General features: G+C 40.4%; 19 protein-coding genes, 2 tRNA genes and 1 pseudogene. All 22 read left to right on the top strand.

All coding sequences use genetic code 11. The features are described from left to right. Positions 1 to 7: 7 nt before the first annotated feature. The 22 genes and pseudogenes from EP737_RS21740 (at position 8) to lysS (ending at position 20,654) form a co-directional block, all read left to right on the top strand. On the top strand, positions 8 to 289 hold the full coding sequence (locus EP737_RS21740) for an RNA-binding S4 domain-containing protein (protein WP_129730925.1): 282 nt from the start codon (positions 8 to 10) through the stop codon (positions 287 to 289). A gap of 53 nt (positions 290 to 342) precedes the next feature. Next, complete coding sequence (gene yabP, locus EP737_RS21735) at positions 343 to 651, top strand: sporulation protein YabP (protein WP_129730923.1); 309 nt, start codon at positions 343 to 345, stop codon at positions 649 to 651. Beyond that, on the top strand, positions 648 to 1,301 hold the full coding sequence (gene yabQ / locus EP737_RS21730) for a spore cortex biosynthesis protein YabQ (RefSeq protein ID WP_129730921.1): 654 nt from the start codon (positions 648 to 650) through the stop codon (positions 1,299 to 1,301). Before yabP ends, yabQ begins: the two co-directional genes overlap by 4 nt. Next, the gene (locus tag EP737_RS21725) at positions 1,298 to 1,654 is read left to right on the top strand and encodes an FtsB family cell division protein (protein ID WP_129730919.1); all 357 of its coding nucleotides are present in this window, start codon (positions 1,298 to 1,300) and stop codon (positions 1,652 to 1,654) included. Before yabQ ends, EP737_RS21725 begins: the two co-directional genes overlap by 4 nt. A 118-nt stretch (positions 1,655 to 1,772) precedes the next feature. Then, positions 1,773 to 2,231, top strand: coding sequence for a S1 domain-containing RNA-binding protein (locus EP737_RS21720; protein ID WP_129730917.1), 459 nt, complete (start codon positions 1,773 to 1,775; stop codon positions 2,229 to 2,231). A gap of 203 nt (positions 2,232 to 2,434) precedes the next feature. After that, positions 2,435 to 2,511, top strand: a tRNA-Met gene (locus tag EP737_RS21715). A gap of 4 nt (positions 2,512 to 2,515) precedes the next feature. After that, a tRNA-Glu gene (locus tag EP737_RS21710) sits at positions 2,516 to 2,587 on the top strand. Between the two features lie 482 nt (positions 2,588 to 3,069). Beyond that, the gene (spoIIE, locus tag EP737_RS21705; RefSeq protein WP_129730915.1) at positions 3,070 to 5,544 is read left to right on the top strand and encodes a stage II sporulation protein E; all 2,475 of its coding nucleotides are present in this window, start codon (positions 3,070 to 3,072) and stop codon (positions 5,542 to 5,544) included. 517 nt (positions 5,545 to 6,061) lie between these two features. Further along, complete coding sequence (tilS, locus tag EP737_RS21700) at positions 6,062 to 7,489, top strand: tRNA lysidine(34) synthetase TilS (protein WP_129730913.1); 1,428 nt, start codon at positions 6,062 to 6,064, stop codon at positions 7,487 to 7,489. Then, a complete protein-coding gene (gene hpt, locus EP737_RS21695; protein ID WP_129730911.1) occupies positions 7,486 to 8,028 on the top strand; it encodes a hypoxanthine phosphoribosyltransferase in 543 nt (180 codons plus the stop codon). The genes tilS and hpt overlap by 4 nt, the downstream gene beginning before the upstream one ends. A gap of 86 nt (positions 8,029 to 8,114) precedes the next feature. Further along, entirely contained in the window at positions 8,115 to 10,034 is a 1,920-nt protein-coding gene (gene ftsH / locus EP737_RS21690; RefSeq protein ID WP_129730909.1) for an ATP-dependent zinc metalloprotease FtsH, read from the top strand. A 314-nt stretch (positions 10,035 to 10,348) separates the two neighbouring features. Next, entirely contained in the window at positions 10,349 to 11,143 is a 795-nt protein-coding gene (locus tag EP737_RS21685) for a type III pantothenate kinase (protein WP_129730907.1), read from the top strand. After that, the gene (gene hslO, locus EP737_RS21680; protein WP_129730904.1) at positions 11,140 to 12,015 is read left to right on the top strand and encodes an Hsp33 family molecular chaperone HslO; all 876 of its coding nucleotides are present in this window, start codon (positions 11,140 to 11,142) and stop codon (positions 12,013 to 12,015) included. Before EP737_RS21685 ends, hslO begins: the two co-directional genes overlap by 4 nt. A gap of 104 nt (positions 12,016 to 12,119) precedes the next feature. Next, on the top strand, positions 12,120 to 13,043 hold the full coding sequence (gene cysK / locus EP737_RS21675) for a cysteine synthase A (RefSeq protein ID WP_129730902.1): 924 nt from the start codon (positions 12,120 to 12,122) through the stop codon (positions 13,041 to 13,043). A 311-nt stretch (positions 13,044 to 13,354) separates the two neighbouring features. Then, positions 13,355 to 14,749: an aminodeoxychorismate synthase, component I gene (gene pabB / locus EP737_RS21670; protein ID WP_129730900.1), complete on the top strand. Its 1,395-nt coding sequence runs from the start codon at positions 13,355 to 13,357 to the stop codon at positions 14,747 to 14,749. Positions 14,750 to 14,755: 6 nt separating this feature from the next. Continuing rightward, positions 14,756 to 15,343: an aminodeoxychorismate/anthranilate synthase component II gene (gene pabA / locus EP737_RS21665; protein ID WP_129730898.1), complete on the top strand. Its 588-nt coding sequence runs from the start codon at positions 14,756 to 14,758 to the stop codon at positions 15,341 to 15,343. Beyond that, entirely contained in the window at positions 15,337 to 16,209 is an 873-nt protein-coding gene (pabC, locus tag EP737_RS21660; protein ID WP_129730896.1) for an aminodeoxychorismate lyase, read from the top strand. The genes pabA and pabC overlap by 7 nt, the downstream gene beginning before the upstream one ends. A gap of 42 nt (positions 16,210 to 16,251) precedes the next feature. Further along, a pseudogene (folP, locus tag EP737_RS21655) lies at positions 16,252 to 17,055 on the top strand (dihydropteroate synthase); the annotation flags it as partial. Then, positions 17,048 to 17,410 carry a dihydroneopterin aldolase gene (gene folB / locus EP737_RS21650; RefSeq protein WP_129730894.1) on the top strand — a complete coding sequence of 121 codons (363 nt, stop codon included), beginning with the start codon at positions 17,048 to 17,050 and terminating at the stop codon, positions 17,408 to 17,410. The pseudogene folP and the gene folB, both read left to right, overlap by 8 nt. Then, complete coding sequence (gene folK / locus EP737_RS21645) at positions 17,407 to 17,922, top strand: 2-amino-4-hydroxy-6-hydroxymethyldihydropteridine diphosphokinase (protein ID WP_129730892.1); 516 nt, start codon at positions 17,407 to 17,409, stop codon at positions 17,920 to 17,922. Before folB ends, folK begins: the two co-directional genes overlap by 4 nt. A gap of 113 nt (positions 17,923 to 18,035) precedes the next feature. Next, positions 18,036 to 19,034 carry a tRNA dihydrouridine synthase DusB gene (gene dusB / locus EP737_RS21640; RefSeq protein WP_129730890.1) on the top strand — a complete coding sequence of 333 codons (999 nt, stop codon included), beginning with the start codon at positions 18,036 to 18,038 and terminating at the stop codon, positions 19,032 to 19,034. 135 nt (positions 19,035 to 19,169) lie between these two features. After that, on the top strand, positions 19,170 to 20,654 hold the full coding sequence (lysS, locus tag EP737_RS21635) for a lysine--tRNA ligase (RefSeq protein ID WP_129730888.1): 1,485 nt from the start codon (positions 19,170 to 19,172) through the stop codon (positions 20,652 to 20,654). Positions 20,655 to 21,143 lie beyond the last annotated feature (489 nt).

Below are 21,143 nucleotides of genomic sequence, written 5' to 3'. Positions count from 1 at the left end.
GAATAGTATGAGATTAGATAAATTTTTAAAGGTATCCCGTTTAATTAAAAGAAGAACATTGGCTAAGGAAGTAGCTGACCAAGGTCGCATTTCTATTAACGGTCTACCTGCAAAAGCCAGTTCAGTCGTAAAAGTAAATGATGAGCTAACCGTTCGATTTGGACAGAAAATTGTAACAGTCAAGGTGAACGAGCTGAAGGAAACAACCAAAAAGGAAGATGCCCCTTCCATGTATACAGTTGTGAAGGAAGAAAAAGTACAAACAGAACAATCTGAAGGCTTGTTCTAAAAAAAATGTCCCCTTCATACATTGATAACAGTATGAGCCATGGGGGGAAGAGCATGAATAAGGGCTACCAGGCAACTTCTTTAAATAATCAAAATGCCTCTGTCGAGCATGACGTTATTATGCGTGGGAGAAGACTCCTTGACATTACGGGTGTAAAACAGGTGGAGAGCTTTGACAGTGAAGAATTCTTGTTAGAAACAGTCATGGGATTTCTCACAATCCGGGGACAAAATTTGCAAATGAAGAACTTGGATGTAGAAAAGGGCATTGTGTCGATCAAAGGCAAGGTTTACGAAATGGCTTATATAGATGAGCATCAATCGGAGAAGGCTAAAGGCTTCTTTAGCAAGCTATTTAAATGAGTCTAACCATTCAATTCTACACAATGCTTTCTATGGTTGGTATGGGTGCATGGGTCGGTGCGGCCCTTGACACGTACCAACGTTTTCTAAAACGTCCTAGACGAAACCGCTGGATTGTATTTGTCCATGATATTGTATTTTGGGCTGTCCAAGCTATGTTTGTTTTTTATGTGCTGCTGCTCGTAAATGAAGCAGAGCTCAGGTTTTATGTGTTTGTTGCTTTAGTATGTGGTTTTGCAGCTTATCAAAGTCTGCTCAAAACCTTATACATGGCAGTACTTGAGGCAATCATCAGGACTGTTGTTCGTACGTATCGTTTATTAGAGATGCTTGTCAAAATCCTTATTATTAGACCGATTGTATATCTTTTTCAATTTTTATTTACATGCATCTTGCTTTTGCTTCAGCTGTTAAGGACAACTTCTCTTCTCCTTTACAGACTGCTTGTACAGCTCCTGCTTCTTATTTGGAAAATCATTTTGGCTCCTCTTCGTTTAATTGGAGTTATAGTATGGAAACTCCTTCCCAACCGTGTTAAAATTTTTGTGAAGAAATATGCAGGAATTTTAAAGAAAATCCAGAAAGTGAAAGTGATAGTCTTAAAATGGTGGGAATACATTAAACGATGGTTAGGGGGACCTCGGAAATGAGGGAACTAAGAAAGTATGTAACGGAGAATCCAACAGAGAATCTTCAGCATACTATACAATCAGACAATTCGAAGAAAAAACACCTTTTGCGCCGACTTCTTGTGTTTTTTCTATTTTCCTGTACCGTTGTGGTAGGGTCAAATATCACCTTCTATCAGCAAAATGTAAGTATTAAAGAGAAGCAAAAGGAAGTAGAGAAGCTTTCAAAGGAAATGGAAGCAATGTCGGCGGAGGAAAAAGGCTTAAAGGATGAGATTAAACAGCTGAACGACGATGAGTATATTGCTAAGATTGCTAGAAGAGACTATTTTTTTTCCAAAGAGGGAGAAACTATTTTTCCGGTTGCTAAATGAAGAACCGGTTTTTTCCAAATGCTTGTAAGGCATATGTCGTTCATTGACACTATATTTTACAATCATATATAATAAAGGAAACTTGACTTTTGAAAAATTAAGGAGGAGCATTTTTTTTATGTCAATTGAGGTAGGCAGCAAGTTACAAGGGAAAGTAACAGGTATCACTAATTTTGGGGCTTTTGTGGAGCTGCCAGAAGGGCTAACTGGTCTCGTTCATATTAGCGAAGTAGCGGATAATTATGTTAAAGATATTAATGATCACTTAAAAATCGGCGATCAAGTAGAAGTAAAAGTGATTAATGTTGAAAAGGACGGAAAGATAGGATTATCTATTAAAAAGGCTAAGGATCGTCCACCGGTACCAGAGGGTGAACAACAGCAACAACAGCGTTCTGGACGTCCACAGCGCCCTCGTCCGTATAACCGTGATCGTGGCGGCGAACCCCGTGGTGTAGTGAAAGAAAACTTTGAACAGAAAATGGCACGCTTTTTAAAGGATAGCGAAGATCGTTTATCTTCCTTAAAGCGTAATACAGAGTCAAAACGAGGCGGTCGCGGCGCGAGACGCGGGTAACTTGCTGTTTATCCTTTCAAAATATAGGCACTCGAGAACGCAGTTCGGGTGCCTTTTTATTTCACTTTAAGAAAGTATAAATTTCTAGCTAGAAGACAATTCGACGAGTTTTCTTTATATACTCTAAAAAACTTTGGATTTTATGTTGACACTTTTTAAGATTATTGATATTATAAGTCTTGTCCGTTGGATGACCAAAATATGGCGGTGTAGCTCAGCTGGCTAGAGCGTACGGTTCATACCCGTAAGGTCGGGGGTTCGATCCCCTCCGCCGCTACCATAAAGGCCCGTTGGTCAAGCGGTTAAGACACCGCCCTTTCACGGCGGTAACACGGGTTCGAATCCCGTACGGGTCATCTAAAAAGAGCTAAACCATTGTGGTTTAGCTCTTTTGCACTTTAAGAAAGTATAAATTTCTAGCTGGAAGACCATTCGACGTAGCGAGAAATTTTAGGAATACAGTATAAGTGCAGCTACGCCTTCGCTAAAGGGCACGGCTCGCCAGTCGGCAGGTTTTCTTTATATTAATTCCCCTCTTCGTTCTTCTTTGTGAACAAGCTTGCTTTCTAAACATTGTTTCTTGTTTGCCCCATCTTACAGATTCTTGGATTCTTCAAAATAAATATACCTTGTATTCGATGCTATTAGTCAAAAAAGACGATTCCTCTAAAGATATTACAAATAATTTATGATAGTCTAACTGTTTATGTATAGAAATGGAAGGATTTCTATTAAAAAGTCGAACAATTCTGAAATTAGTTTCTGTTATTTTGACAAAATTTACCCTTTATACCATTTATAATTACAATTAATAAATTATGCGGGTGGTGTTAAGAGTATGTCAAGGACAGGAAAAAATACTGTCAATCCGAACTCTGACTTAGTGGCTATGAATCGTGGACCGCTAGCCCTCTCACGTTGGACAAGCAAGCTGAAAACATGGGTGGAACATGTTTTCTTCCGCTGGGGATTTGTTATTGCGTTGGTAGGCTTTCTTTTGGGGCGTGCATATATCCTAACAAATATTTTACCATTTGCTCTTCCATTTTTTGCAGCTGTGTATATTATGAAGCGAGATAAAATAGCATTAGCTTTTCTCGCTGTTATGGGGGGAGCCTTTACTGTATCGATTGAAAACACAACCTTCACCTTTGCCTCTATCTTTATGTTCTTCATATACAATATTGTTTTTGGCAGATTTACAACAAAAACTGTGGGGCTTGTGCCATTTCAAGTATTTCTCTCTGCATTAACAGCTCATCTGTCTGTTGTATATTTTCAGCAGGGGTCCTTAATCCTATATGACGTATTTATGAGCACAATTGAAGCGGGCTTGAGTTTTGTATTAACGATGATTTTTTTACAAAGCGTTCCCCTACTTACGGAACGGAAAGGGAAACAGCAATCTCTAGAAACGGAAGAAATTGTTTGTTTAATCATTTTACTAGCTTCCGTTTTGACAGGAACAACAGACTGGTTTTTATATCACTTATCGATTCAGCATATATTCACTAGATATCTTGTCCTGTTGGCGGCATATGTGGCTGGAGCTACAATTGGTTCGACGGTAGGAGTAGTGACAGGTTTGATTTTAAGTCTTGCAAATGTCGCCAGTTTATATCAGCTTAGTTTGCTTGCCTTTTCCGGGCTTTTGGGAGGCCTATTGAAGGAAGGGAAGCGTATTGGGGTCGGATTAGGACTTTTAATTGGGACAAGCTTGATTGCTCTTTATGTAGACAAGCAGGCGGATATAGCAGTGACGCTGTTAGAGTCAGTGGTTGCCATTATCATGTTTCTTCTCACTCCAAAATTTATAATGGAGAAACTTGCAAAGTTTGTCCCTGGAACAAATGAGCATTCAACAGATCAACAGCAATATTTACGCCGTATGCGTGATGTTACATCAAATAAAATTACGCAATTTGCTAATGTATTTCAAGCGCTATCTGGTAGCTTTGCTGTTTATGGGTATGTAGAGGAAGAGGATCAAGAGAAGGAAGCTGATATATTTTTAAGCGGTATTACGGCAAAAACATGCCAAACATGCTTTAAGCGAGAGCAGTGCTGGGCAGTGAATTTTGATAAGACCTATGATTATTTACGGGAGATTATGCAGGAAACACAGGAAGGGACTCTGCAAAGAAATACGAAGTTAATGAGAGAATGGGATAAATATTGTGTTAGAGGAACACGCGTAACAGAGTTAATCAATCAAGAGTTGTTTCATTTTTATAATGAACAGAAGCTGAAGAAACAAATGATGGAGGGTCGCCGTCTTGTTGCAGAGCAGCTTCTTGGTGTATCGAAGGTAATGGAGGATTTCGCTAAAGAAATCCAGAGAGAGAAGGAGAATCATCAAATACAGGAAGAACAAATTCTCGAAGCATTTCGAGAATTTGGGATAGAGATTGGACATGTAGATATTTATTGTCTTGACCAAGGCAATGTTGATATAGAAATGACAATTCCAACTGCATCAAATCAGCGTGGTGAATGTGAAAAACTGCTTGCGCCGATGTTATCGGATATTCTCAAGGAAACAATTGTTGTAAAGCTTGAAGAGCCCTCACAGTATCCAAATGGTTATAGTAATGTATGTTTTGGTTCAGCAAAAACTTTTTCTATTGATACGGGACTTGCTACCGCTGCGAAAGGGGGCGGACTTGTATCCGGTGATTCTTACTCTACGATGGAGCTGAGCATTGGAAAATATGCAATAGCTATTAGCGATGGAATGGGAAATGGGGAGCGGGCGCATCGCGAAAGCAAAGAAACGTTAAAGCTTCTGCAAAAAATTCTCCAATCTGGTATTGATGAGACCATTGCCATCAAATCGATTAACTCTATTTTATCACTAAGAACGACCGAAGAGATTTTTACCACATTAGATTTGGCCATGATTGATTTGCGGGACGCCAGTGCCAAATTTTTAAAAATCGGCTCTACACCAAGCTTTGTAAAACGTGGTGATCGTGTGATTAAAATAGAAGCAAGTAATTTGCCAATGGGGATGATCCAAGATTTTGAAGTTGATGTAGTAAGTGAGCAACTTAAAATGGGGGATATTCTCATTATGATGAGTGATGGCATCTTTGAGGGGCCGAAGCATGTGGAAAATCATGAGATGTGGATGAAACGAAAAGTTAAAGAACTGCAGACGGAGGATCCACAGGAAATTGCGGACATTTTAATGGAGGAAGTCATTCGCTCTCGCAATGGCTTTATTGAAGATGATATGACAGTAGTAGTAGCCAAGGTAGATAAAACAATGCCGAAATGGGCAACCATTCCGGTGTTTAGTAAACAAGCATAGGATGTATAAAAATTGTTTTCTCCGTCAAAGATAGTAATAGGATGGGGTACGAAATGTTGCTGGGTTCTTTCATGGCTAGACATGGAAAGCATTGGCGAAGATCCAAGGTGCAAACCTCGGGTCTTCTTTGTGTTTACAATATAAGAGGGAGTATACATTTCCAGCTAAAGCAGATTCGACGTATCCGGAAATTTTAGGAGCACGGTATAAGTGTCGCTACGCCTCTGTCTTCACCCAAGAGTGGGCTCCTCAGTCGGCGAGTTTTCTTTACACTGTAGGAAAGTATAAATTTCCAGCTGGAAGTGAATTCGACGTAGTCGGAAATTTTAGGAACACAGTATAAGTGCAACTACGCCTCTGTCTTCGCCCAAGAGCAGGGCTCGCCAATCGGCGAGTTTTCTTTATCGATATTTGTAAAATTTGTTGCGGGTGTTTCTTTTGCAGACAAATCATAAAAAGTGGTACGATTATGCTTATAGGCTTAATAGGTTTTAATCGATGAAGGGTGATTATAATATTGAAGGATGAATTTGTTCGGAAAGTAGATGCCTTTGTAGCAAAACATGAAATGCTTAATGCCGGTGAGAAGGTAGTTGTTGCTGTTTCAGGAGGAGTTGACTCGCTTGCGTTATTGTATTATTTAATGGAACGAAAAGAGAGGGAGGATCTCTTTATCGTTGTAGCACATGTGGATCATATGTTTCGAGGAGAAGAGTCATGGCAGGATCTTCTTTATGTACGCAGTATATGCGAACAGCTTCAGGTCCCATTTGAATCCGCTCGAATTCCTGTGGCTGCTTATCAGAAGGAGCATCACCTTGGAGCTCAAACTGCTGCAAGAGAGTGCCGCTATCGTTTCTTAGAAGAGGTAATGAACAAATATAAGGCAAATGCCCTTGCACTTGGCCATCATGGCGATGACCAAGTTGAGACGATCCTCATGCGACTTGTAAGGGGCAGCAGTATGAAAGGTTATGCGGGTATGTCAGTAAAGAGAGCATTCAGTCATGGTATGATCATACGGCCCTTTTTAGCTGTAACAAAACAAGAGATTGAACAATATTGCTATAATAAGGGAATTGTTCCTCGTGTGGATCCAAGCAATGATAAAGATACATACACAAGAAATCGGTTTCGTAAATATGTTCTTCCTCGTCTAAAAGAAGAAAACCCTGGTGTGCATGAAAAGTTTCAAAATTTTAGCAAGTTTATTCAAGAGGATGAAGACTATTTGCAGGAATTAGCCATCCAAAGAATGAATAAAGTAATTAGAAAAGAAACCAAAATACAGGTTGTACTGTCAATTCCTGACTTTGAATCATTGCCTATGCCTTTACAAAGGAGAGGGATTCAACTAATATTAAACTATCTTTATAATTCTAAGCTTCCTTCATCACTATCTTCTATACATATTGAGCAAGTACTGTCTTTTCTAAAGCGTTCCCATCCTTCAGGATCTCTAGATTTTCCAGAAGGACTGAAAGTAACTCGTACATATGAAGAATGTAGCTTTGGATTTTTAGAAGAGAAAGCCGTTCCTTTCTCTTATATGATGTCCGTCCCTGGGACAATCATTTTGCCAAACGGTGATGAATTGATAGCAGAATTTAGTAAGGAAGTTCTTTATCCAAACGATGGTGCTGTATTTGTTGCACCGAAAGGCGTTGTTTCTACTCCTCTTGTTGTTCGTTCCAGAATGAATGGAGACCGCATGCATGTTAAAGGTATGAATGGTTCCAAAAAGATAAAAGCTATCTTTATTGAAGAAAAGATACCAATACACAAGAGAGAGGAATGGCCTATCGTTTGTGATGCAAAAGGAACAATTCTTTGGCTGCCTTTACTGAAGCAAGCATCAGTAATTTCAGAAAAGGCTGATGAAGAAAAAGGTTACATAATTATTCGTTACAAAAGCAAGGAGTCTTCTAGGAGGATAAGCAGATGATGAATCAAGATATTGAGCAAGTACTCATTTCAGAGGAAGAAATACAACAAAAGCTTAAAGAACTTGGTGCTACTATTACAGAGGATTATAAGGGCACTCTTCCTTTAGCTGTTGGAGTACTGAAAGGTGCTATGCCTTTTATGGCAGATCTTTTAAAACGTGTAGAGACATATCTTGAAATGGACTTTATGGCAGTTTCCAGCTATGGAAATTCTACAACGTCTAGCGGTGAAGTGAAAATTTTAAAGGATCTTGATACTTCTGTAGAAGGACGGGATATCTTAATTGTAGAAGATATTATTGACAGTGGACTTACATTAAGCTACCTCGTGGATCTATTTAAGTACCGTAAAGCTAAGTCCGTGAAAATTGTCACATTATTGGATAAGCCGTCAGGACGAAAAGTGGATATTGAAGCAAATTATGTAGGTTTTCAAGTGCCAAACGCATTTGTTGTCGGCTACGGCTTAGATTACAGAGAACAATATCGCAACCTTCCCTATATTGGGGTATTAAAACCAAGCGTTTATTCAAATTAATATTATGAAGGCTTTACATTTGGATAGGAAGGTTTTTCTATGTTACTATTTACTATAAGTGTGTATGCTGTGAGAGGAGGTCAGGGATGAATCGCATCTTCCGTAATACCATCTTTTATTTACTTATATTCCTTGTTGTAATCGGTGTTGTGAGCTACTTTAACGGTTCTACTCAGCAAACAAAATCGATTAGCTATGACACATTCGTTTCTAGATTGGAGGGCGGAGAAGTACGCAGCGTTGAACTCCAGCCTAAAAACGGCGGTGTATTTGAGGTAAAGGGACAATTTAGTGATTCTAGTCAAGAAGATTACTTCGTTACATATGCCCCGAATACTGAGGAATTACAAAGAAAAATTAACGAAAAGGTAAAGAATACAAAGATTGATTATCAACCTGCAGAAGAAACAAGTGCATGGGTGACGTTCTTTACTTCTATCATTCCGTTTGTTATTATCTTCATCCTTTTCTTTTTCCTTTTAAATCAGGCGCAGGGCGGAGGAAGCCGTGTGATGAATTTTGGGAAAAGTAAGGCGAAGCTATATAACGATGATAAGAAAAAGGTACGCTTTAGAGATGTAGCAGGTGCCGATGAAGAGAAACAAGAACTTGTAGAGGTTGTAGAATTTTTGAAGGATCCACGCAAGTTTGCAGAGCTCGGCGCTCGTATCCCGAAAGGTGTGTTATTAGTAGGCCCTCCGGGAACAGGTAAAACACTTCTTGCGAGAGCTGTGGCGGGTGAAGCTGGTGTACCATTCTTCTCTATTAGTGGTTCTGACTTTGTAGAGATGTTTGTCGGCGTCGGTGCTTCCCGTGTTCGTGATTTATTCGAAAACGCGAAGAAAAATGCCCCTTGTATTATTTTTATTGATGAAATTGATGCTGTAGGCCGTCAGCGTGGTGCAGGTCTAGGCGGCGGTCATGATGAGCGCGAGCAAACCTTAAACCAGTTGCTTGTAGAGATGGACGGGTTCGGTGCTAATGAAGGCATTATTATTGTCGCTGCAACGAATAGACCAGATATTTTGGATCCAGCCTTACTGCGTCCGGGGCGTTTTGACCGTCAAATTACGGTAGATCGTCCAGACGTAAATGGTCGTGAAGCAGTCCTTAAAGTACATGCGCGTAATAAGCCTCTTGATGATACAGTAGATTTAAGAGCAATTGCAGCGCGTACACCAGGATTTTCCGGTGCCGATCTTGAGAACTTATTAAATGAGGCAGCTCTTGTGGCAGCTCGTCAAAATAAGAAACGAATTGATATGACAGATATTGATGAAGCGACAGATCGTGTAATTGCTGGTCCAGCTAAGAAAAGCCGAGTAATCTCTGAAAAAGAGCGAAATATTGTTGCGTATCATGAAGCAGGCCATACAGTAATTGGAATGGTGCTAGATGAAGCTGATATGGTACACAAGGTAACAATTGTCCCACGTGGTCAAGCAGGTGGCTATGCTGTTATGCTTCCAAAGGAAGATCGTTACTTTATGACAAAACCAGAATTGCTTGATAAGATTGTTGGTTTACTTGGCGGTCGTGTCGCAGAGGATATCGTATTCGGTGAGGTTAGTACAGGAGCTCATAACGACTTCCAGCGTGCGACAGGTATTGCAAGACGAATGGTAACAGAGTTTGGTATGAGTGATAAGCTTGGACCAATGCAATTTGGTAGTCCGCAGGGGCAAGTATTCCTTGGCAGGGATTTCCATTCCGAACAAAACTATAGTGATGCAATTGCGCACGAAATTGATATGGAAATTCAGCGTATTATGAAAGAAAGCTATGCGCGTGCAAAGGAAATTTTAACAGATAAGCGCGACAAGCTTGAAATCATTGCGAAAACATTGCTTGAAGTGGAAACTCTTGATGCGGAGCAGATTAGGGGCTTGTACGATAACGGTGTGTTGCCGGAGCGTAAGAAAAGCTCATATGCTGATGATGTGAAGGTCAATATCTCCGCAAAAAAAGAAGAGCCAGGTGCTGAAGAGCCTAAAGAGAAGGAGTGACGTCATGTCACTCCTTTTTGTTTCGAATGTAGGAGAGGATAGCCTCCAGCTAGAAGTCATTCGAGGTGGCCGGAGTTTTAGGGATGTAGTGTAGGTGCAACTACGCCTTTGTCTTCGCCCAAGGGCAGGGCTTGCCAATCGGCGAGTTTCTTTATTAAATACGTGCCCTGCTAGCTGATGAAAGTCTATTTTCTCAATCCATAACGTAACAATTACCTTTTTATGCAGTGAAAGCGAAATAAATTAGGTACAATATAGAGAAAGACTAGTTATAATTGCTATATATATAAAAATTTAGGATAAGTGGTGAGATCATGATTTTTGTATTAGATGTAGGGAATACAAATGCTGTATTAGGAGTGTTTGAAGGCGGACAATTACGTCAGCATTGGCGAATTGAAACAAATCGCCATAAAACAGAGGATGAATACGGAATTCTTGTAAAGGAGCTTCTTGCTTACGAAGGCATTACATTTCACGATATTACAGGAATTATCATTTCTTCGGTCGTGCCGCCTATTATGTTTGCACTTGAAAGAATGTGCGAAAAATATTTTAAGCTAAAACCGCTCGTTGTAGGACCAGGAATTAAAACAGGCCTAAATATTAAATATGACAATCCAAAAGAGGTTGGAGCTGATCGTATTGTGAATGCGGTAGCTGGTATTCAACTCTACGGAAATCCGCTTATTATAGTCGACTTTGGAACAGCAACTACATATTGTTATATTAATGAAAATAAGCATTATATGGGAGGGGCTATTACTCCTGGAATTATGATATCAGCGGAGGCTTTATATACAAGAGCAGCAAAGCTACCGCGTATTGAAATTACAAGACCACAGGATGTAATCGGTAAAAATACAGTAAGTGCCATGCAGTCTGGTATTTTGTACGGGTATGTTGGACAGGTAGAAGGAATTGTAGGGCGTATGAAGGCAGAAGCACAAAAAGAACCTCTTGTAATTGCAACTGGAGGATTGGCTAAACTAATTGCGGAGGAATCAAATATCATTGATATTGTTGATCCATTCCTAACGTTAAAAGGTCTGCATATTCTATATGAGCGTAATGCAAATTTGCAGCTTGAGAAGGGTGAACATCTATGAAAGATTATTTAGTCAAGGCACTGGCATTTGGTGGCGAGGTGCGAGCATATAGTGCTCTGACAACAGAAACTGTCAGTGAAGCGCAGCGGCGCCATGATACATGGAGAACAGCATCAGCAGCTTTAGGGCGCGCTTTAACAGCAGGCGCGATGATGGGAGCTATGCTCAAGGGCGACCAGAAATTAACGATTAAAATTGAAGGAAACGGCCCATTAGGCCATATTTTAATTGATGCAAATCCAAAAGGCGAAGTGCGAGGCTATGTAGCTAACCCGCATGTTGATTTTGAATCTAATGAGCATGGGAAGCTGCGTGTATATCAAGCAGTTGGTACAGAAGGCTTTCTCACTGTCATTAAGGATATTGGAATGCGTGAGCCCTTTATTGGACAAGTTCCCATTGTATCAGGAGAGCTTGGAGAAGACTTCACCTATTATTTTGCGGTTTCAGAGCAAACACCTGCATCTGTAGGTGTAGGGATTCTTGTAAATGGTGATGATACCATTAAAGCAGCTGGCGGGTTTATTCTGCAAATCATGCCAGGAGCAGAGGAGAAGACCATTTCCTTCATTGAACAGCGTCTTCAAACCATTCCTCCTATCTCTAAGCTTGTGGAGCAAGGGCTGATGCCAGAAGAAATTTTATCTGAGGTATTAGGGAAGGAAAATGTAAAGGTTTTGGAGAAGATGGATATAGCTTTCCGCTGCACATGTTCGCGCGAGCGTATTGAGAGTGTGCTTCTAAGTTTAGGAAGAGCTGAACTCGAGCAAGTTCGTGAAGAAGAAGAGCAAACAGAGGTACATTGTCATTTCTGTAATGAGAAGTATCTATTTACTCAAGAAGATTTAACTTCACTTATTGAAAGTCTATAGAAAAAAAGAAGCTGAATAATAAGAAACATCAATTGACAAATAAAGATTTATTTGTAAAAATAGAATAAAACCAATAAAAATACTCGGTATTAGGGGTGGCGGAGATGAAAGTAGCAAATTCTGTTTCAGAATTAATCGGACAAACACCGATTGTAAAGTTAAACCGTCTTGTTGAAGAGGATAGCGCTGAAGTATATGTAAAGTTAGAATTCATGAATCCTGGCAGCAGTGTAAAAGACCGTATTGGTCTCGCAATGATTGAAGCAGCAGAACAAGATGGCACGTTAAAGCCTGGTGATACAATTGTTGAGCCAACAAGTGGAAATACTGGGATTGGTTTAGCGATGGTAGCTGCAGCAAAAGGCTATAAGGCAATTCTTGTTATGCCAGAAACAATGAGTATGGAACGTCGTAACCTATTGCGTGCTTACGGAGCTGATCTTGTATTAACTCCAGGACCAGAAGGTATGGGCGGAGCTATCCGTAAAGCTGAAGAATTGTCAAAGGAAAATGGCTACTTCATGCCGCAGCAATTTAAAAACATTGCAAATCCTGAAGTACACCGTTTAACAACAGGGCCAGAAATCGTTGAGCAAATGGGCGATCAATTAGATGCTTTTATTTCTGGTATCGGTACAGGCGGAACAATCTCTGGTGCTGGCAGCGTATTAAAAGAAAAATATCCGAACATTAAGATTTGTGCGGTAGAGCCAACTGACTCTCCAGTATTGTCTGGAGGTAAGCCAGGTCCACACAAAATTCAAGGAATTGGCGCAGGGTTTATTCCTGATACATTAAACACAGAAGTGTATGATGAAGTGATTCAAGTAACAAATGACCAAGCATTCGAGTATGCAAGAAGAATGGGTCGTGAAGAGGGAATTCTTGTTGGGATTTCTTCTGGTGCAGCTGTTTACGCTGCGTTGCAAACAGCAAAGAAGCTTGGTAAAGGAAAGAAAGTACTTGCGATTATCCCAAGCAACGGGGAACGTTATCTAAGTACACCACTTTATCAATTTGAATCTTAATTTTATACTTACTTCAAATGGGTTTCGCAATCATTGCGCGCCTAGCTGAAGCATTTCTAACAGGGTGTTCCGTCGTTTGGGATGCCCTGTTTTTCTTTTGCTTTAGGTAAAGTATAAATTTCTTATATAAAATTGAGTTTACTGTATAAGGGGGGCTATTAAAGAGGAAACATTAGTTTAATGAGAAGGCTTACATCATTACCTCTTTCAGATGCTTCACTTTTTTCTGTACTTCGGCAGTGAAAAAAGTGAAACAGTTAGACAACTTCGTGTAGAATAAATAGTAGCAATAAAACGAATGAGGTGTAGGTATGCAAAGAACAGCCTTAGCGGTCTCTATCCCTTATAGCCGCTCCTTTTTTCATCAATATAAGTTCTTATCACAAAACAAAGAATACCATGTCATCCTTGAGAGTGGACGTGGTGGTCGATACAGCATCGCTGGTTTAGATGCAGTTGCGGTTTTGCGTGGAAAAGGCGAGGAGTTACGCATTAGAGAAGGGGAGAATGAAACTGTTCTAAGCGGAAATCCGCTTGATTTAATGAAGAGTTATATGGAGCAAAGAAGCACGGCGCCGAATGCTAGTTATCCACCGTTTCATGGAGGAGCGATAGGATATTTTAGCTATGATTGTATCCGTTATATTGAAAAGCTTCCGTCGATAGCAGAGGATGATTTAAATATTCCGGATGTGTTCTTTTTAGTTTTTGATGATGTTTTTGTGTATGATAAGCAGGAGCAGCTGTTATGGCTGATTACTCATTATGATACAGAACAAGACGCTGCGAGGAAGTACTTAGAAGAGTTAAAGGCTATGTGGACACAGGAAATTCCGACTGTGTTTAATGAAATAGAGAATGTTTCGGATGAGGAGGCAACCGTTTCTTTTACCGAAGAGGGATTTATAGATGCTGCTAAGCGTGTGCAAGAATATATTGCAGCTGGTGATGTATTTCAAGTGAACTTATCTGTTCGTCAATCCCAGCCTCTTAGCTCTCATCCAATGGAAATTTACACAAGCCTCCGAGAAATTAATCCATCTCCCTATATGGGGTATTTAGAATTGTCTGATTTCCAAATTGTCAGCGGTTCACCAGAGCTGCTCATTAAAAAGGCAGGGATGGAGGTTAGTACAAGACCTATTGCAGGAACCCGTTCACGCGGTAAGGATGAGGCTGAGGATGAGGCCTTGGCAAGAGAATTAATTGAAAACGAAAAAGAACGTGCAGAGCATGTTATGCTTGTGGATTTAGAGCGAAATGATCTTGGACGTGTATGTGAGTATGGAACTGTAAATGTTGATGAATTTATGGTGATTGAGAAATATTCACATGTGATGCATATCGTATCGAATGTAAAAGGTACATTACAAAAGGATAAGGATGCGTTCCATATTGTAAAAGCTGTCTTTCCGGGGGGGACCATTACGGGAGCTCCTAAAATTCGGACGATGGAAATCATTGAAGAACTTGAGCCTGTACGAAGAGGGATTTATACGGGATCTATTGGCTGGATTGGTTATTCAGGAGACATGGAACTTAATATTGTTATTCGTACTCTCCTTGCTAAGGATGGCCAGGCATATGTGCAGGCTGGGGCAGGCATTGTAATTGACTCGAATCCAAAGAATGAGTACAAAGAATCGCTAAAGAAGGCGATTGCTTTATGGCGTGCGAAAGAACGAAGTGAAGAAACGGTAAGGTGAGCATAGATGATTCTAATGATTGATAATTATGATTCCTTTACATTTAATCTTGTCCAATTTCTCGGAGAACTTGGACAAGAACTTGTTGTGAAACGAAATGATGAGGTGACCATTGGTGAAATAGAGGAATTAGCACCTTCCTTTTTAATGGTTTCGCCAGGGCCGTGCAGTCCAAATGAAGCGGGGATTAGTTTGCGGGTAATTGAGCATTTTGCGGGAAAAATCCCTATTCTTGGTGTGTGTTTAGGACATCAATCCATTGCCCAAGTGTTTGGCGGTGATGTAGTAAGAGCGGACCGGCTTATGCATGGTAAAACATCACTTATGTACCATGACGGCAAAACTCTTTTTCAAGGTATTCCCAACCCGTTTCATGCGACTCGTTACCATTCTCTTATTGTGAAGAAGGAAACATTACCGGATTGTTTAGAGGTTTCTTCGTGGACAGAAGAGGGTGAAATTATGGGAATTCGTCATAAAGAGCTCCCGGTTGAAGGGGTGCAGTTTCATCCGGAATCCATTATGACGTCACATGGCAAGGAGCTTTTGCAAAATTTTATTGCATATTATAGCCGGAGCAAGACGGTATGCTGATTTATGTAAATGGGCAGTTTGTTGAAAGTAGTGAAGCTGTAATTTCCCCATATGACCATGGGTATTTATACGGACTTGGGGTGTTCGAAACATTTCGTATTTATGAGGGTCATGCGTTTTTATTTCAAGATCATTATGAGCGGCTTACAACCGCTCTTTCCTGTTTACATGTTGAATGGCATATGACGATGGACGAGGCTTGGGAAATTATCAAGGAACTTCTTGTGAGAAATGATTTTCGAAATGCATATATCCGCTTTAATGTTTCTGCGGGGGCAGGAGAGATTGGTTTGCAAACGGAGGCTTATGAGCAGCCGTCTATTATTGTGTTTATAAAGCCATTGCCTCCTGCCGGGGATGCTATAGAAAAAGAAGGGGTTATCCTAGAGCAGAGACGCAATACACCAGAGGGTTCAGTCCGTCTTAAGTCACACCATTATTTAAATAATATCCTGGGAAAACGAGAAATTGGACAAGACCTCGGAAAAGAGGGTATTTTCCTAACTGAATCTGGATACGTGGCCGAAGGAATTGTGTCCAATGTGTTCTTTGTCAAAAATGGAATACTGTATACACCGTCTTTAGAAACTGGGATTTTAAATGGGATTACGCGGCAATTCATTCTTGCTCTCGCAAAGGAACGGGGAATCTCCTATAAAGAAGGCCTGTTTACGGAGCAGGAGCTATTAACGAGTGATGAGATTTTCGTTACAAACTCCATTCAAGAAATTGTACCGATTCGTTCTCTTCGTTCCCGTGCTTTCCCGGGTAAGAATGGAGAGTTGACACGACAGCTCATCGCAGCTTATCAACAATATAGGCATAAGCTTTGGAGTAAATTTGAATTGAGTGAAAGGAGAGGTTGAGGTTTGGGGTTAGTACCAAATATTCATTGCGGCTCACACGAGTTAAATATAGCAGAAAAAACAATCATTATGGGCATTTTAAATGTTACCCCGGATTCCTTTTCTGATGGCGGGCGTTATAATGTGGCTGAAGCAGCGGCTGCTCGTGCAAAGGAAATGGTTATGCAAGGAGCGGACATCATTGATATTGGCGGTGAGTCTACACGACCTGGCTTTACGAAGATATCTGTTGAGGAAGAAGTGAGTCGTGTAGTGCCGATGATTAAGGCTGTTGCACAAGAGGTAAGGGTACCTATTTCTATTGACACATATAAGGCTGAGGTAGCAAAACAGGCGGTTGAAGCAGGAGCTCACATAATTAATGATATTTGGGGAGCAAAGGCGGAACCCCGTATTGCAGAGATAGCAGCGTACTATGAGGTACCTATTATTTTAATGCACAATCGCGATAATATGAATTATCACAGTTTAATTGCTGACATGATAGCTGACCTATATGAGAGCGTCAAAATTGCAAAAGCAGCTGGTGTTCGAGATGAAAACATTATTTTAGATCCAGGTATTGGTTTTGCAAAAACAGCAGAGCATAACTTGGAAGTAATGCAAAATCTTGAAAAATTCACTATCCTTGGTTACCCTCTTCTTCTTGCAACCTCGAGAAAAACCTTTATTGGCCATGTTCTTGATTTACCTGTAGATGAACGGATGGAAGGTACGGGTGCAACAGTTTGTCTCGGTATTCAAAAGGGATGTGACATTGTACGTGTGCATGATGTGTTAGAAATGGCAAGAATGGCAAAAATGATGGATGCGATGCTTGGCAAGGGGGGGCAGCGTATTGGATAAAATCTTTGTCAATGAAATGGAGTTTTATGGATATCACGGTGTTTTTCCTGAAGAAAATAAGCTAGGACAACGCTTTAAAGTGGACTTAACAGTAGAGCTCAGTTTAAAGGAAGCTGGGATAACAGATGATTTGAATCATTCTGTTAACTATGGAGAGCTTTATAATACATGTAAGAACGTAGTTGAAGGGAAGCCCTATCAGTTGATAGAAGCTGTTGCCGAGAATATTGCGGCAGATATTTTGAAACAGTATCCGCTTATAAAGCGATGCACTGTCAAGATTATTAAACCGGATCCGCCAATTCCAGGGCATTACCGTTCCGTAGCAGTTGAAATTATGAGGGAAAGATTATGAAGAATACAGTATATTTAGGATTGGGCTCCAACATAGGCGACCGCTGCCGGCATTTGCGCGAGGCGGTTCTTTTATTGCAGGAGCATCATGATATTGAGGTCGAGGATGTTTCCTCGATTTATCAAACAGATCCTGTCGGGTATACAGAGCAGGATAAATTCTTAAATCTCGTTATAAAAATTTCTACCAATCTGAAATCCGACGAATTGTTGCAAACTATGCAAAACATAGAGCATCATCTAGGAAGAACAAGGGAAATTCATTGGGGACCAAGAACGATAGACCTTGACATTTTGCTGTATAATCACGAAAATATTGAAACAGAGAATCTTATTGTTCCTCATCCTCGTATGTTTGAACGTGCCTTCGTTTTAATTCCTTTATTAGAGGTTTACGCTGAATTGAGTTATAAGATTTCGCCTTCACAATTAGAAGAGATGAGAAGGCAAGAGGGCGTAGTTGTATGGAAGAAGAAAAACGAGGAAGATGTACTTGGGCTTTTCGAAAGCTGAAGGATGTGCACAGTGTTAGGTGTGTTTCTATAAGATTTATGAACAGAGGACAGAAGTTTTGAACGTTTCTATAGATAATCTATGAAGCAAGAGATAAGAAGGGAGGAAATAAAATGTTAAAGATCGGAAACATTGAAATGAAGAATCCGGTTGTGTTAGCGCCGATGGCAGGTGTATGTAATTCCGCATTCCGTTTAACTGTGAAGGAATTCGGTGCAGGATTAGTATGTGCAGAAATGGTAAGTGATAAAGCCATTCTATTTAATAATCAGAAGACCATGGATATGCTATATATTGATGAGCGTGAAAAGCCGCTTAGTTTGCAAATTTTCGGCGGTGAAAAAGAAACACTTGTAGAAGCTGCGAAGTTTGTGGATCAAAATACAACAGCTGATATTATTGATATTAATATGGGTTGTCCAGTTCCTAAAATTACAAAATGTGATGCAGGAGCAAAATGGCTGCTAGACCCAAATAAGGTTTACGAAATGGTTGCGGCTGTCGTGGATGCGGTTCAAAAGCCAGTAACAGTGAAAATGCGCATCGGCTGGGACGAAGATCATATCTTTGCAGTAGAAAATGCGCTGGCTGTACAACGCGCAGGTGGGCAAGCTGTTGCTGTTCATGGTCGTACTCGTTCACAGATGTATGAAGGAAAAGCAGACTGGAATATTATTAAACAAGTGAAAGAAGCGGTTCATATCCCGGTTATTGGAAACGGAGATGTGGAAACGCCTCAGGATGCGAAGCGTATGCTCGATGAAATTGGGGTAAACGGAGTTATGATTGGCCGCGCTGCACTAGGAAACCCATGGATGATCTACCGTACAGTAAAGTATTTAGAGACGGGAGAGCTTATGGCAGAGCCAAGTGTTCGTGAGAAGATTGATGTGTGTATTCTTCATTTAGATCGCTTAATTGACTTAAAAAATGAAAATATCGCCGTAAAAGAGATGAGAAAGCACGCCGCTTGGTATCTTAAGAGTGTTCGCGGAAATGCAAGAGTACGCAACTCTGTAAATGAATGTAATACACGTGAGCAGATGGTATCCCTTCTTACTGCTTTTGTAGAGGAAGTTGAGAACAAGGAGAATGCTGCACAAGCAGGATAAGTGTTTGACAATGCAAGACATACTGCCTATAATTACGTCGAAGACTGCCGGTGAAATGCTGGCAGTTTTTCTGGTTGCGGAGAAAATGCTATACTGTATATATTGTAAAATTTAAGAAAGCCTGGAGTTGATAAAATGAGTCACGAAGAGTTAAATGACCAGCTGCTAGTGCGCCGGGAGAAGTTACATAATCTGCGTGAAAAAGGGATTGATCCGTTCGGAAAGCGTTTTGAACGTACCCATTCTACAAAACAGCTATTTGAGTTGTTTGAAGGGATGTCAAAAGAAGAGTTAGAAGAAAAGAATGCGGTTGTTTCACTTGCTGGTCGCATTATGACGAAGCGCGGTAAAGGGAAGGCTGGATTTGCACATATTCAAGATTTAGAAGGACAAATTCAAATGTACGTTCGCCAGGATGCTGTTGGTGAAGAGCAATACGAGCTATTTGACACAGCTGACCTAGGGGATCTTGTCGGTCTAGAAGGTACTGTCTTCAAAACAAAGGTAGGAGAGCTTTCTGTAAAAGTAACAAACTTTACTTTGTTGACAAAGTCACTTCGTCCGCTTCCGGACAAGTATCATGGCCTCAAGGATGTTGAACAGCGTTACCGTCAACGTTATGTGGACTTGATTACAAGTATGGAGAGCCGTCAAACATTTATTGCAAGAAGTAAAATTATTCAAGCGATGAGAAGATATTTGGATGATCATGGTTATCTTGAAGTAGAAACTCCGATGATGCATGCGATTGCGGGTGGGGCATCTGCGCGTCCATTTATTACGCACCACAATGCATTAGATATGGAACTCTATATGCGTATTGCAATTGAGCTTCATTTGAAACGTTTAATTGTTGGCGGCTTGGAAAAGGTATATGAAATTGGGCGTGTATTCCGTAATGAGGGAATCTCGACTCGTCACAATCCAGAATTTACAATGATTGAGCTGTACGAAGCATATGCTGACTATCAAGACATCATGGAGCTTACAGAGAATTTGATTGCTCATATTGCACAAGAAGTGTTGGGAACAACAACAGTGAAATATGGTGAATATGAGGTAAACTTAAAGCCGCAATGGAAACGACTCCACATGGTAGATGCTATTAAACAATACTGTGGTGCTGATTTCTGGGGTCCGATGAGTGTAGAGGAAGCTCGTGCTTTAGCCAAAGAGCATAATGTTGAAATTAAAGATACTATGGAAGTAGGCCACATTATTAACGAATTCTTCGAGCAAAAGGTAGAGGAGCACTTAATTCAACCTACATTTATCTACGGTCATCCAGTAGAGATTTCTCCACTTGCAAAGAAGAACGATGAAGATCCACGCTTTACTGATCGTTTTGAATTATTCATCGTAGCTCGTGAGCATGCAAATGCCTTCACTGAATTGAACGATCCTATTGATCAGAAGGAGCGTTTTGAGGCACAACTGAAAGAGCGTGAGCAAGGAAATGATGAAGCTCATATGATGGATGATGACTATATTGAGGCGTTAGAGTACGGTATGCCTCCTACGGGTGGACTTGGTATTGGGATTGATCGTCTTGTTATGCTATTGACCAATTCTCCATCCATTCGTGATGTATTATTGTTCCCTCTTATGAGACATAAGTAAGGTTGAGCTTTGGAGGTTTCTCCAAAGCTTTTTTGCACCGTAAGAAAGTATGAATTTCTAGCTGGAAGTGGATTTGACGTAGTCGGAAGGTTTAGGAATGCAGTATAAGTAGGGCTACGCCTCTGTCTTCGTCCAAGAGCGGGGCACGTCAATCAGTGAGTTTTCTTTACACTTTTAAGAAAGTATAAATTTCTAGCTGGAAGATCATTCGACGTAGCAAAAAATTTTAGGAATAAAGTGTAAGTGCGACTGCACCTCTGTCTTCGCCCAAGAGCAGGGCTCGCCAATCAGCGAGTTTTCTTTATATGATAGAATTATGCAGTTCTTGAAAATAAAAAAACAATAAAAAACTATTGCATTTGAATGGATTAATTGTTATATTAGTATTCGTCGCTGAGAACAAGACAATCTAAAATGAATAAAAAAAGATTGTTGACATGAATAGCGCGAAATGATATAGTATGAAAGTCGCCTTTGAGCGATGGACAA

Origin of the sequence: Ectobacillus funiculus (genome assembly GCF_004138295.1) — a bacterium.
Taxonomy (GTDB): domain Bacteria; phylum Bacillota; class Bacilli; order Bacillales; family Bacillaceae_G; genus Ectobacillus; species Ectobacillus funiculus.
The sequence above is the reverse complement of the archived record's forward strand: the minus strand, read 5'-3'. Positions and strand labels throughout refer to the sequence as shown.

Bases quoted from the DNA above. Each gene is read 5' to 3' on its own strand.
- lysS (WP_129730888.1), top strand. From the start codon at position 19,170: ATGAGTCACGAAGAGTTAAATGACCAGCTGCTAGTGCGCCGGGAGAAG.
- EP737_RS21720 (WP_129730917.1), top strand. From the start codon at position 1,773: ATGTCAATTGAGGTAGGCAGCAAGTTACAAGGGAAAGTAACAGGTATC.
- EP737_RS21685 (WP_129730907.1), top strand. From the start codon at position 10,349: ATGATTTTTGTATTAGATGTAGGGAATACAAATGCTGTATTAGGAGTG.
- spoIIE (WP_129730915.1), top strand. From the start codon at position 3,070: ATGTCAAGGACAGGAAAAAATACTGTCAATCCGAACTCTGACTTAGTG.
- pabB (WP_129730900.1), top strand. From the start codon at position 13,355: ATGCAAAGAACAGCCTTAGCGGTCTCTATCCCTTATAGCCGCTCCTTT.
- EP737_RS21740 (WP_129730925.1), top strand. From the start codon at position 8: ATGAGATTAGATAAATTTTTAAAGGTATCCCGTTTAATTAAAAGAAGA.
- cysK (WP_129730902.1), top strand. From the start codon at position 12,120: ATGAAAGTAGCAAATTCTGTTTCAGAATTAATCGGACAAACACCGATT.
- dusB (WP_129730890.1), top strand. From the start codon at position 18,036: ATGTTAAAGATCGGAAACATTGAAATGAAGAATCCGGTTGTGTTAGCG.
- yabQ (WP_129730921.1), top strand. From the start codon at position 648: ATGAGTCTAACCATTCAATTCTACACAATGCTTTCTATGGTTGGTATG.
- pabA (WP_129730898.1), top strand. From the start codon at position 14,756: ATGATTCTAATGATTGATAATTATGATTCCTTTACATTTAATCTTGTC.
- yabP (WP_129730923.1), top strand. From the start codon at position 343: ATGAATAAGGGCTACCAGGCAACTTCTTTAAATAATCAAAATGCCTCT.
- pabC (WP_129730896.1), top strand. From the start codon at position 15,337: ATGCTGATTTATGTAAATGGGCAGTTTGTTGAAAGTAGTGAAGCTGTA.
- hslO (WP_129730904.1), top strand. From the start codon at position 11,140: ATGAAAGATTATTTAGTCAAGGCACTGGCATTTGGTGGCGAGGTGCGA.
- hpt (WP_129730911.1), top strand. From the start codon at position 7,486: ATGATGAATCAAGATATTGAGCAAGTACTCATTTCAGAGGAAGAAATA.
- EP737_RS21725 (WP_129730919.1), top strand. From the start codon at position 1,298: ATGAGGGAACTAAGAAAGTATGTAACGGAGAATCCAACAGAGAATCTT.
- folK (WP_129730892.1), top strand. From the start codon at position 17,407: ATGAAGAATACAGTATATTTAGGATTGGGCTCCAACATAGGCGACCGC.
- ftsH (WP_129730909.1), top strand. From the start codon at position 8,115: ATGAATCGCATCTTCCGTAATACCATCTTTTATTTACTTATATTCCTT.